Annotated in this window: 6 protein-coding genes and 2 pseudogenes; 3 read left to right on the top strand and 5 right to left on the bottom strand. The window is 75.8% G+C overall.

Annotation, left to right across the window (positions count from 1 at the left end; all coding sequences use genetic code 11):
* Window positions 1–19: 19 nt before the first annotated feature.
* Window positions 20–1,039, top strand: a complete 1,020-nt coding sequence (locus ABFY07_RS31585) for a DUF5914 domain-containing protein (RefSeq protein WP_346177773.1) — start codon at window positions 20–22, stop codon at window positions 1,037–1,039.
* Between the two features lie 37 nt (window positions 1,040–1,076).
* On the opposite strand, the gene ABFY07_RS31580 is transcribed toward ABFY07_RS31585, so the two are convergent.
* The 5 genes and pseudogenes from ABFY07_RS31580 to ABFY07_RS31565 form a co-directional block, all read right to left on the bottom strand.
* Entirely contained in the window at window positions 1,077–2,645 is a 1,569-nt protein-coding gene (locus ABFY07_RS31580; RefSeq protein WP_346177772.1) for an FAD-dependent oxidoreductase, read from the bottom strand.
* A 26-nt stretch (window positions 2,646–2,671) separates the two neighbouring features.
* Window positions 2,672–2,848 (bottom strand): annotated as a pseudogene (locus tag ABFY07_RS43265) (ubiquinone biosynthesis methyltransferase UbiE); the annotation flags it as partial.
* 147 nt (window positions 2,849–2,995) lie between these two features.
* Window positions 2,996–3,532: pseudogene (locus tag ABFY07_RS31575) on the bottom strand (class I SAM-dependent methyltransferase); the annotation flags it as partial.
* Window positions 3,529–4,713 carry a lycopene cyclase family protein gene (locus ABFY07_RS31570; RefSeq protein WP_346177771.1) on the bottom strand — a complete coding sequence of 395 codons (1,185 nt, stop codon included), beginning with the start codon at window positions 4,711–4,713 and terminating at the stop codon, window positions 3,529–3,531. The gene ABFY07_RS31570 and the pseudogene ABFY07_RS31575, both read right to left, overlap by 4 nt.
* 113 nt (window positions 4,714–4,826) lie before the next feature.
* On the bottom strand, window positions 4,827–8,213 hold the full coding sequence (locus ABFY07_RS31565) for a CHAT domain-containing protein (protein ID WP_346177770.1): 3,387 nt from the start codon (window positions 8,211–8,213) through the stop codon (window positions 4,827–4,829).
* Between the two features lie 555 nt (window positions 8,214–8,768).
* On the opposite strand from ABFY07_RS31565, the gene ABFY07_RS31560 reads away from it, so the two are divergent.
* Window positions 8,769–11,567 carry an alpha/beta fold hydrolase gene (locus ABFY07_RS31560; protein ID WP_346177769.1) on the top strand — a complete coding sequence of 933 codons (2,799 nt, stop codon included), beginning with the start codon at window positions 8,769–8,771 and terminating at the stop codon, window positions 11,565–11,567.
* 2 nt (window positions 11,568–11,569) lie between these two features.
* On the top strand, window positions 11,570–12,526 hold the full coding sequence (locus ABFY07_RS31555) for an NAD-dependent epimerase/dehydratase family protein (protein ID WP_346177768.1): 957 nt from the start codon (window positions 11,570–11,572) through the stop codon (window positions 12,524–12,526).
* Window positions 12,527–12,548 lie beyond the last annotated feature (22 nt).

Raw genomic sequence — 12,548 nt, 5'->3', positions numbered from 1 at the left:
CCGGGTGGAAGGGCACCGCATGACCGACTCCGACCGGCGCGCCCCACGGGGGCGCTATCCGCTGCGGCTGCGTCGCGCGCCCGTCCCCTGGGAGCGGCAGCGGCCCACCTGGCGGGACGCCAGGGCCGGGCTCATCGCCGAGGCGCTGCGACGCGCCCAGGCCCGGCCCGGCGGCGACTGGTACGTGCTGGCGGCCGCCCGCGACATCCGGCCGGGGCACGCGTTCGGCCGTACCGTCGCCGGGGTGGAGGTCGTCGCCTGGCGCGACGCCGACGGCCGGCTGCGGACCGGCCCCGGGGCGTGCCCGCACCTCGGGGCCCCGCTGAAGGACGGCCCGGTCCGCCGCGGCACCCTGATCTGCCGCTGGCACGGGCTGGCGCTCCCCGGCGGACCGCTGCCGGGCTGGTCCCCCTTCCCGTCGTACGACGACGGCGTGCTGGCCTGGGTGCGGCTGGACCGGGCCGGCGGGGAGCCGCCGCTGGAGCGCCCGGTCGTCCCGGCCCGGCCGCGTCCCGCCGAGGCGGTGACCGCCGTCTACACCGGCGTCGGCCGCTGCGAGCCGCAGGACGTGGTGGCCAACCGGCTCGATCCCTGGCACGGCGCATGGCTCCACCCGTACTCCTTCGTGGATCTGACGGTGGTGGACACGCCCTCCGGCCAGGACACCGCGGACGGCGACGGGTTCACCGTGGAGGTGTCCTTCAAGGTGGCGGGGCGGGCCACGGTGCCGGTGCTGGCGCGGTTCACCGCGCCCGGGCCGCGTACCGTCGTCATGCGGGTCGTGGAGGGAGAGGGGCGGGGCTCGGTCGTCGAGACGCATGCCACGCCGCTGTCGCCCGACGCGGCCGGACACCCCCGTACGGCGGTGATCGAGGCGGTCGTCGCGGCCTCGGACCGCCCGGGTTTCGCCGTCGCGCGCGCCCTGGCGCCCCTGCTGCGGCCCGTGATGCGCGCCGCGGCCGGCCGGCTGTGGCGCGACGACCTGGCCTACGCGGAGCGCCGCTGGGCGCTGCGCAGCGCGGGGGTCTTCCCGGGCTGAGCGGCGGTCCCGGCCGGGCGGGCGGCCGGGCGGTCGGTCAGCGCGCGGCGAGCCCGGCCCAGGCGCGCAGCGGTCCGCAGCGGCCCTGGGCGGGGACGGTCCACAGGGTCTCGCCCCGGACGCCCCAACGCTCGAGCAGGGCGTTGGCGGCGAGGAATCCGGTGGTGGCCGCGCGCTCCATCAGCGCCACCGGAAGGTCGGTGCGGACCAGGTCGCCGGCCAGCACCACGGCCGGGTCCGGGGTGCGGACCGTGGGCCGGCCGGCGTGGCCGCCCACCGGGAACAACGGGCAGTCCGCCCGCCACTCGTGGCACGAGCCGAGGATCCGCGCGCCCCGGGTCTCCGGGTAGACGCGGTGCAGTTGGGCGAGGAGCCGGTCCTGCTCGGCCTCCCGGTCGGCGCCCGGGTCGAGGGCGTACGCGTGCAGTTCGACCACCGAGCCGCCGCTGCGGGCGGCCCAGCGGGCGGCCTCCCCCTCCCAGCGCTCCAGGACGCTGACGTTGTCCAGCGGGCCGTAGCCGGCGGTGCCGAGGAACCCGGGGCGGCCGCGCGCCACCGGCCGGTCCAGCCACAGCCGGGACACCAGGAACGGCGGTGCGGTGCGCAGCCGTTCGACGCCCGCCCGCCACCGGCTGGTGCCCAGCCGGGGCGAGCCGGCCACCACCTGCCGCAGCCCGCCGGTGTCCAGCGCCAGGACGGCCGCGTCGTAGGGGCGGGTCACGCCGCCGGCGGTGACCCGCAGCCCGCCGCCGGGCGCGGGCTCCACGCTCTCCACCGGCGTGGCACAGCTCAGCTGTGCCCCCAGGTCCGCGAGGCGGCGGCCGAGCGGCTCCCACAGGGCCTGCGGGAAGGGCTCGCGGACCACGTCGAACAGCAGCCCCTCGGCGGAGCCGAGGAAGTAGATGTGGAACATCAGCGCCAGCTCGGCGGCGGACAGTTCGCGCGGGTCGGCGAAGAAGCTCCGGGAGAACACCGTGAACGCCAGGTGGCGCGCGGCCTCGGGGAAGCGGACGCGCGCCAGGAAGTCCCACGCGCTGACGCGGTCCAGCCGTTCGTACACCTCCGGCACGCGCACGTCCAGCAGCGGCAGCGCCGCGGCGGGCCGCATCCGCGCCAGGTCGCGCAGGCCGAAGCTGGGGCTGAGCGCGACGAAGCCCAGGGCGTTGAGCGGCGGGGTGCGCGGCACCCGGGCGAAGCTCTCGTACCGGCCGGAGCTGTGCCGCAGCGGGTAGTCCGGCAGCGCGGTGAGCATGCCCAGCCGGGGGTCGGCGCGCCGCAGCAGGCCGCGCAGGTTGTAGTACTGCCGGAAGAAGGCATGGAAGCCCCGGCTCATGGTCGCCCGGGAGCCGTCGTCCAGCCGCACCGGCCACCCCGCGAGCCGCCCGCCGAGCCGCTCCTCGCGCTCGTACAGCGTGACCCGCACCCCGCGTTCCGCCAGGCAGAGGGCGGCCGCGAGGCCGGCGATGCCGCCCCCGGCCACCGCCACCCGCGGCGGCGCCCCGGCGATCCGGGGCCGGCCGGGCGGCGGCGGCAGCACCCGGGCCCGGCGGTCGCGGGCCCGGTCCGGCTCGGCGCCGGCCGCCGCGCCGCCGGAGGTCGGCCGCACGCCGCGCCTCCGTCGTCCGGCCCGTCCGGCCCGTCCGGCACGCTGCCGACGACGGTGTGGACGATGCCCGTCTGCCAGCCGGGCACGGGCAGCACCCGCACCCGGGTGAAGCCCGCCCGCCGGAGCCGGTCGCGGAAGGCGGGGGCGGTGTCGAACTCCAGCACGCTGCGCCGCAGATGGCGGTAGAGGTCGCCGTGACCCGAAGAGGCGCGCCACCCGCGCCGGAGGCGCTGATGTGCGCCGTGAAAGGGAGAGCGCGCACAGGCCCCGAGGAACGAGGGGGCGAGCACGGTCGACCGTCGACAGGGGCTCAGGCGCCCTGGAGGCGTACCGGGCCGGACGGCGCCGGTGAGCGCCCCGGCGGGCTGGATGATCGCGCGGCACACCGCGGTCCACAGCGCCCGGTGCCGGCGGCCGCCGCCGAGGAGGTAGTCGTGGACGGCCAGCCGCCCGCCCGGGGCGAGCAGCCCGTACACCGTGGCGAGCAGCCGGTCCGGATCGGTGACGTTGCGGACGAGGTAGGCGGCGAACACCGCGTCGAACGGCCCAGCGACCCCGGCGGCGGCGAGGCCCTCCGCCGGGGCCCGGACGAACCGCACCCCGGCCGGCCAGGGCTTGGCGGCCGCCCGCGCCAGCATGCCGGCCGAGCGGTCCACGGCGACGATCTCCGCCTCGGGCGCCACGGTGAGCAGCGCGGCGGTGGACGCCCCCGTTCCGCAGCCGAGGTCGAGCAGCCGCAGCCCGGCTCCCCGCCCCGGCAGGCCCAGCCGCCGGGCGGAGCGCCGCAGCTGGGCGTGGTAGCCGGGGTTGACGGCCACCAGCCGGTCGTAGCCGGGCGCGGCGCGGTCGAACGCCGCAGTGAGGTCGTCGTCGCGCAGCACGGTCATGGCCGCCTGCGCAGCCATGGCAGTTCGAGGGCGGTGCGCAGCATCGCGGGGACGGGGGTGCGCAGGCCGATGGCGAGGTTCTCGGCGAGCCGGGTCCGCCCGTCGAGGAAGCGCAGCAGCCGCTCGATGGGCACGTGCCGGAACAGGCCGGTGAAGAACGCCGCGCCGTCCACCCGGCCGGCCGCCAGCGCCCGCAGCAGCACCGCGTCCATGACCCGGTGCGGGGCCGGGTACGGGCGCGGGGGCACCGGGGGGCGCCCGCGCCGCCAGGCGGCCGCGACGGCCCGGGCCTGCCGCTGGACGGCGGCGAAGGTGTATCCCGTGGCGGGGCGGGTGGCGCCGCCGGCCGTGCCGATCCGGAACACCGAGGCGCCGGCCCGCCGCGGGAAGCGGGCGTCGGTCATCGGGATCACCCCCTGCTCGACGGCGACGACCTCCCACCGCGCCGGCCCCAGCAGCTGCCGCGCGTAGTGGGCCAGCGCCCGGTCGTACGCCGCGTCGTCAAGCGGTGCCGGGGAGAACTCGGTGTATTCGACGAGCGCTTCCCGGGGGCCGAGCGGCAGCACGTAGCCGAAGGAGGTGCCGCGCGGGGGCTGGGGGGTGCGGAAGTCCATGAGGTCCACGACGGCCGGGTCGAACCGGGGCCGGTCGGTGCGCAGGAACCAGCCGCGGAAGTGCTGCGCCAGCCTGGTCCGGGCGGGCGGCGACGGCGGCGGCGGGCGGGAGTCGAACGCCCAGCGGGCCCGCAGCACCACGGGGGCCCCGGCGGCGTCGGCGCCCCGCGCCTCGGCCCCGCCCGGCCCGTCGGCCACGGTGTGCACGGCGGCCGCCACCCGGCGGAAGCCGGGGCACCCGTCGAGCCGCCGCCCCACGAACGCCTCGAAGTCACCGGAGCGGAGCATCTTGTACCGCAGATGGGCCGGGCGGCCGACGATCGGTTCCCCGGCGGGCCCCCGTACCCGCAGCCGCCCCCAGGACGCGGTCAGCGCCTCGTCGAACTCGCCTCCCGGCGGCTCCCAGTAGCACCAGGTACGCTCCGGGGGGCGCAGCGGGCCGGGGGGCGCGTCGACCAGGGTCACCCGGGGGGTGGGTGCGCCGGGCGGCGGTGGGGCGCACAGCCGGTAGGCGAGCGAGAGCCCGGCCGCGCCCGCCCCCACGATGAGCACGTCCTCGTCGCGCACGGCGGCTCCTTCGTCCCTCGGCCCGGTGCGGGCGCGCGCCGCCCGCACGCTCACCTTCCCCCACGCGCGGCCGGGCCGGGCGCAGGACGGCGGACGTGTCGCGTGAAACCCCCTCACCGGGGGCGGGCCGCCGCCGGGTTGCCCTGGTGGGTGAAGGCGGCCCACAGGTGGATCCGGTCGAGGTCGCCGCGGTCGGCTTCGCGGCCGAGTTCGCCGTGGAGATGGGGCGGCGGCTCGCGACGCGGGTCGAGCATCCACATCTGGGCGGCGCGCAGGGCGTCCGCGGGGGCGAGGCCGTGCCTGGTGACGAAGTCGTGGAAGACGGCCATCATCAGGGCCGTCGCGGCGTCGCGGACGGCCCAGCGGGAGCCGATGACGTCGGTCGCGCCGCGGGCGACCAGGGCGGTGGACAGGGTCAGGGCCTCGTCGTGGTCGCGGGTGCTCAGGTCGGTCTCGCAGGCGCTGAGGACCACCAGCGGCCCGGCGGCCGCCGGCCGCGGGGTGGCGGCGCCGTCCAGGATGCGGGCCACGGTCAGGCGTCCGGCGTCCTCGGGGCCGTCCGGCGGGGCGGCGAGCCGGAGCGCCGAGCGCGTGGGGTCGGGGCCGGCCAGGGCGTGGCAGGAGATGTGCAGGACGGCGGCCGGGGAGGTGCCGCCGGGGAGGACGGCGAGGATGTCCTCGGGGGTGCCCGGCGCGTCGCCGGCGCCGGGGGTGGGGAACTCGCCGTAGCGCAGGCCGTCGGGGTAGCAGGTCGCGTGCAGCGCCTCCGCCTCGATCCCGGCCCACAGGAGGGTGAGGTCGGGGTCGGCGACCAGGACCTGCCCGGCGGAGGCGGGCATCCGGTCCCGGGCCGCGGCCCGCAGGAACTCGGCGCCGGAGGGGGCGTAGCTGAGCACCGCTTCCTCGCAGGCGTAGCGGTGTTCGCGCCCGTCGCTCCCGTACGGGGTGCGGGCGGCGTGCCAGGCGACCGCGCCGAGCGGCCCGCACGGCACCAGCACGATCCGCGGGGGCTGGTGGAGCGGCCCCACGGCGGCCAGGACGGGGCCCATCGCGGCGGGCCAGGCCCAGTCGCACAGTGCGCGCAGCGCCGCTTCCCAGTGCGCGTCCCACGCCGCTTTCCAGCTCGAGTGGACCGTGTCGTCGGCGAGGACCCGGGAGCGCTTGACCGTGGCGTCGAGGTAGCGCTCCAGCGGGGGGCTTCCGGGGGTCAGCAGCGGCAGCTTCAGGACGGCCGGCGCCGCGGGGTCGGTGTCGGGGCGCAGGATCAGGGCGAGGCCCGGCATGCCGGGTTCCGGCCCGGGGACGAGGTAGACGAGCGCGTCGGCGCCGGCGGCGGTGAGGCCGGCCCGCAGCCCGCGCAGGTCGGCGGGGGCGAGCAGTTTCCGGGCGTCCGCGCCGGCGACCGCGCCCAGCGCGTGGAGTGCCCTGCGGCGCAGACCGCCCGGGATCGCCGGCCCGGTGGGCGGGGCCGGCGGCACGGCGGTGTCGGGCGGCAGCGGGTCGGCGGCGGCCTGGACGCGCCACTGCCGGGCCAGGTCCGGGTGGCCGCGGGCTTCGAGGAGTTCGGGAATGCCGCGCGACGCGGCGGCGGCCCGCAGCACCAGGGCCCGGCCCAGCTCCAGCGCGTCCACCGCCTCGGCCGGGCGGTCACACACGGTGGTCCAGTAGGCCAGCCAGAGTGCCTGTGCCGACCCGGTGCGGGCCACGGCCAGGCCGTGTTCGGAGCCGAGTTGGAGCAGGACGTCCGCGGACAGTTCGGTCAGCGCCTCGCCCCGGGTGGCCAGGGCGGCCTCCCGGTCCCCGGCGGCGCCCGGGCCCCCGCGCCGGCGGCGCAGCCAGTGGGCGTCGGACAGCTGGGCCAGGGCGTCGGCGCTGTGCGGGAGGCCCTGCCCGCCGCGGATCAGCTCGCGGACCCGGGCCAGCTCCGTGACGCACAGGTCGAGCAGGTCGGGGTCGTCGAGGTGGCGGGCCGTGTGCAGCAGGGCCCGGCCGAGCTGGTAACGCAGCTGGAGTTCCTGGTAGGGGCTGGGCTGCGGGCCCCGGAGCGTGCGGTGGACCTCCGCGACGGCGTGGTCGGCGGCCTCCCGGCCGGGCTCGATCATCATCAGCTGGGTGAGCGCGGAGGCCCGCAGGGCCGGGAAGTAGGGGGCGAGCAAGGGGGCGACCCGCCGCGGGTCGGTCTCCACCACCTCCCGGAGGTAACGGGCCGCGGCGCCGAGCCCGGCCGGGTCCTGGCCGCGGGCCGCCTGCTCGCGGTGGAGCTCGGCCAGGGTGGCGGCGACGGCGAAGCGGTTCTCCTGGTCGGGCGGCAGGGTGGCGTACAGGCCGGTCAGTTCCCCGACGAGGCGCGGCAGTACGGTGAAGTCCCCGCTGCGGCGCGCCCGGGCCAGCTCGTGGTGGGACGCGAACACCATCGCGTTGAGGGTGCTCGTGGACGGCGGCGTGCCCTCGCGGTGCCAGGCGGCGCGCAGTTCCCTGGCTATCTCCAGGGCGGCGTCGGCGGCCTGGAGGCTGCCGCCGAGCGTCAGCGCCGAGTGGAGGCGGCCGGCGAGGCCGCCGGCCAGGGCGAGGCGGGTGGCCGCGGCCCCCTCGTCGTCCCCGGGCAACGCCTCGATCTCCTCCCGGAGCCGGGCGGTGCTCTGCTCCAGGCGGGCCAGGTCGCCGGTCTGGGCCACCCGTAGGCTGTCGATCAGTTCGACCAGCCTCTGTTCCGGGCCGAACTGCCCCGGCCGGGCGGAGCGGCCGGTGGGCTCCCGCTCCGGCTCCGAGACGGCCTCGTCCACGTCGTCGAAGTCCATGGTCCCGGGCACCAGGAGGTTGGCCTGGAGCAGCAGAGCGGCGTGCAGCCTGGCGACGCGGGCCCGTTCTGGCGCGTGCGGCGGCAGGGCCACCAGGGCGCGCCGGGCGGCCTCCGCGCCGCGCCGGACGCGCTCGGCCAGCTCCCGGGGGTCGCCCTCGCCCGACCGGATGCCGGCCAGCAGCTCGCGCAGCGGGGCGAGGACCGGTCGGTCCAGGCCCAGGGCCGCCACCTCCTCGCCGGCCGCCTCGGCGGAGATCGGCGGGTAGTTCACGATGTCGCACAGCCACACCACGAGCCCCGTGAACCGCGGGACGTCCTCCACGGCCCAGGCCAGCACGTCCCGGACGGCGCCGGACAGCGCGTCGTCGGCCGGCGAAGCGTCATCCGACGGAGCGTCAGCCGACGGGGCGGCGGCCGACGGAGCATCCGCAGGCGGGACGTCGGCCGGGGGCCGGGCGAGCCGCAGGCGCCTCAGCGCGGTCAGCAGGGGGACGAGGTCGCCCCGGAGCGGATCGGTAACGGGCAACAGGCGCTCGATGGCGGCGAGATGCTGGATCGTCTGGGACAGCGCGGCGGCCCGCGCCGGGTCGTCCGCCGCCCGGCGCATCGCCTCATGGGCCTGACGGGTGGTGACGGCGACCCAGAGCCGCAGCCCCAGCGCCCGGCCCCCGCCGTCGCTCCGCCGCCGCTCCGCGTCCATCCCGCACCCCCCGTGCCGACGGCCCCGCTCCGGCCGCCGTCAGGTACCCATCGTCCGCCTCCCGCAGCGCCATTTCCAGACCACCCCATATGCCTGACAAATACACCCTGAAGAGCGGAAATGGATTTGGGCGGCGCCGGTCTCCCTTTATGGCGAGCAAGCTGTGATTTACATCACGCGCTACATCCGAGCACCCCTGTGAAATGATGCCCGGTGTTGCCCGCGGGCAGCGGTATGGCAATCACTTCTTCAAGGTTTTGGTTAGCCGTAATCGGGGGAAGCAAGAATGCCGACGATGATTGTGACCGGAACAAAGCGGGCGTTTTGCCCCGCCGCAAGGATTTCGAGCGCGACTTCCGTGTTGCCGCCGATCGGGATGGGCTGAAGCCCCGGCAATCGATCGACGAAATCGCGCGCCCGCCGTCGAGAGCCCCGACGTACTCACCTCCGTCATGCGGGCCGGCCCCGGTGCGCTTTCTCCAGCCCACCTCCCCTTCCCGTCAAGCGTCCGCTCATCACTGTTTTCCGCCCGTTTCTCTCGGAGGACTTCATCCGATGCCGGATCCACTTCGTGCCTCGACGCTCCCGCAGCTGCTGGAGCGCGCGGCTCGCGACACCTCGCGAGGAATCACATTCATCGGCGGCTCGTACCTGTCCTACGCGGAGTTAAGGGAGTGCGCCCGCCGGATTTCCCAGGGGCTGCGCGGCAACGGCGCCGCCCCCGGCGACCGCGTGCTGATCGCGGTCAACGATCCGGAGAACTTCTTCCGCGCCTTCTGGGGGTGTGTGCTCGCCGGTGTCGTGCCGTGCCCGATCGCACCGTCGGCCGACCCCTCGCAGGGGCGTGCGCAGCTGGAGCACCTGCGGGTGCTGCTGGGAGAACCGCTGGTGGTGGTCTCCAAGGCGGCTCACGGAGACCTGCCCGACGTCGGGCTGCGGACCGTGACGGTGGAGGAGCTGGGGCACGCCTCGCCCGAGGACGGGCGGCTCCACGCGCCCGCCCCGGACGATCTCGCCCTGCTGATGCTCACCTCCGGGTCCACCGGGTCGAGCAAGGCGGTCAGGCTCACCCACGCCAACCTGCTGGCGGCGCAGGCCGGGAAGTCGGGGGCGCTGGGCCTGGGGCCCGAGGACACCTCCTTGAACTGGATCTCGGTCGATCACATCGCAGCGATCGAGGCGCATCTGCTGCCCATGTTCAACGGCGCCGACCAGGTCATGACGGTTCCGGCCACGGTGCTGGCGGATCCCGTGGAGTTCCTCAGGCTGGTCGCGGCGCACCGGGTGCGCGTGACCTTCACCCCCAACTTCCTGTTCGGGCAGATCAATCAGGCGCTCGCGCAGCGCCCCCTCCCGCGCGAGGAGGTGGATCTGTCGGGGGTGCGGCACATCATCTCCGGCGGCGAGGCCACCGTGACCGCCACCGTACGGGCGTTCCTGGACGCCCTCTCCCGCTACGGACTGCGGGACGACGTGATCGTGCCGGCGTTCGGGATGACCGAGACCTGCGCGGGCTCGATCTTCAACCGTGACTTCGCGGCCCGTGACCTGGACACGGAGTTCCCTCCGCTGGGCCACCCCGTGGAAGGGCTGCGGATCCGTATCACCGGAGGCGACGGCACGGTGCTGGCCTCCACGGACCGGCCGGGGTCGGCCGAGTCGGGCGAGGTGCAGCTGCGCGGCCCGATGGTCACCGGCGGGTACTTCGCCAATGAGCGGGCCACCGCGGAGGCGTTCACCCCCGACGGCTGGTTCCGCACCGGCGACCTGGGCCGTCTCGACTCCGGGGGCCGGCTGACGCTGGTCGGCCGCACCAAGGACTCCATCATCGTCAACGGCGTCAACTACTACAGCCACGACCTGGAAGCGGTCCTGGACGAGCTGGACGGGGTCAGGCGCGGACAGGTCGCGGCCTTCCCCATCCGGCCGGAGGGGGCCGACTCCGAACAGCTCGCCGTGGCCTTCGTCCCGGCGGGCGATCCCGCCGACGACACGGCCGTGTACCGGACCCTGGTGGCGATCCGCAGCTCCACGGTGATGCACTGGGGGTTCCGGCCCCAGCTGATCCTCCCCGTCGCCGAGGCCGAGATCCCCCGCGGCAACCTCGGGAAGGTGCAGCGGTCGAGGCTGCGCTCGGCTGTCGAGGCCGGGGCCCTCGACGGGGCGGCCCGCCGGGCGGAGGAGGTGAGCACCCGCTTCCTCGGCGGCTACGTGGCGCCGGAGGGCGACGACGAGATCGCGCTGGCCGGCCTGTACGCCCGCGTGCTGAACACCGAGAGGGTGCCGGCGACCGCCAGCTTCTTCGATCTGGGCGGCACCTCGCTGGACGTGCTGCGGCTCAAGCTGGAGATCCAGACCGGGTTCGGCATCGAGGACGTGCCGATGTCGACGCTCCTCCAGGCCCCCAGCGTGCGCGCGCTGGCCCGCCGGCTGCGGGCCGGGCGGGGCGCCGGAGGGGACTTTGCCTACGACCCGCTGGTGCCGCTGCAGGTCACCGGGGACGGGACGCCGCTGTTCTGCGTCCACCCCGGCCTGGGCGAGGTGCTGGTGTTCGTCAACCTCGCCCAGTACTTCACCGGCGAGCGGCCGTTCTACGCGCTGCGGGCGCGTGGCTTCGGGCGGGGCGAGACCCACTTCGGGTCGTTCGCCGAGATGGTCTCCACCTATGTGGACGCGATCCGGCGGACACAGCCCAGCGGCCCCTACGCCGTCGCCGGGTACTCCTACGGCGCGGCGGTGGCGTTCGAGATCGCCAAGCGGCTGGAGGCCGACGGCGAGGCGGTCGAGTTCGTGGGGGTCTTCAATCTGCCTCCGCGGATCTCCGGCCGCATGAACGAGATCACCTTCACCGACGGCGCGATCAACCTGGCGCTGTTCCTCGAGCTGATCGACGCCGCCGACATCGGGGAGCTGACCTCCACCCTCCGCCCGCTGCCCGAGGCCGACCAGCTGGCCTATCTGATCGATCACGCGCCGAAGCGGCGGCTGACCGAACTGGACCTCACCCTGGAGCAGTTCACCGCCTGGGTCGACCTGGCCCAGAGCATGGTGCACCTGGGCCGCGACTACGAACCGTCGGGGTCGGTCGAGCGGGTGAAGGTCTTCTACTGCACCCCGCTGCGCGGCACCAAGGAGGAGTGGCTGAACGACCAGCTGCGCCACTGGGACACCTTCACCCGCGAACCCAACACCTATATCGAGGTCGACGGGGAGCACTACACCCTGATGAGCCCGCAGCACGTGCGGACCTTCCAGGCGACCCTGCGGCGGGAGCTGGCCCGCTCGCTCGACGGGGAACGGGAACGGGCCGACGCGACCGCCGGGACGACCGCCGACACCACCGGAGGCCGCTGACCATGCGGGGGAAGAAGATTCTCGTCACGGGTGGCACCGGGCAGGTCGCGAGGCCCGTCGCCGAGGCGCTCGCCGCGGACAACGAGGTGTGGTGCCTGGGCCGGTTCGGCGACCCGGCCGCCCGCGAGGCCCTGGAGGAGGCGGGCGCCCGCACGGCCCGGTGGGACATGGCCACCGACGACCTGGCGGGCCTGCCGCGCGACTTCACCCATGTGCTGCACTCGGCGGTGCACCGGGGCGACGGAAAGGACTTCCAGGAGACCGCGCGCGTCAACGCGGTCTCCACCGCGCGGCTGATGACCCACTGCTCCGCCGCCGAGGCGTTTCTGTACGTGTCGTCCGGGGTGGTCTACCACCGGGCCGACCGGAACCATCGGTACCGGGAGAGCGACCCCCTGGGCGGGGCGGCGCCGTGGCTGCCGACGTACCCGATCGCCAAGATCACCGCCGAGGGGGTGGCGCGCGGCCTGGCCGAGACGCTCGCGCTGCCCACCGTGATCGCCCGCCTCAACATCGCCTACGGCCCGTACGGTCACGGCGGCGTGCCCATGATCCTGTTCCGGCAGATGCGCGACGGACAGGCCTGCGCGGTGCCCCGCGAGGGTCAGAACTACTGCAACCTGCTGCACACCGACGACGTCGTGCGCCAGGTGCCGCTGCTGTGGGACGGGGCGGGGGTGCCCGCGCGGGTCGTGAACTGGGGCGGCGACGAGGAGGTCGGCATGACCGACCTGCTGGAGTACATGTCGGCGCTCACCGGGGTGCCGGTCCGACTGGACCGCGGCGACTTCAGCCGGGAGACGGCGATCTTCGACCACACCGCCCGGCGCGCCCTGATCGGCGACTGCTCGGTGGACTGGAAGCCCGGGATCGCCCGCACCCTGGCCGAGCTGTTCGAGGAGTACCGCGAGCGGATCGGGGCGTACGCCGACGCGTACCCGGCCGGCCCTTTCCAGTGACCCGAGAGAAGCGACCCGAGAG

It is taken from the genome of Streptomyces sparsogenes subsp. cuspidosporus (genome assembly GCF_039532705.1).
Classification (GTDB): domain Bacteria; phylum Actinomycetota; class Actinomycetes; order Streptomycetales; family Streptomycetaceae; genus Streptomyces; species Streptomyces sparsogenes.
Note: the sequence above shows the minus strand (reverse complement) of the source record. Positions and strands in the feature narration are given on the sequence as shown.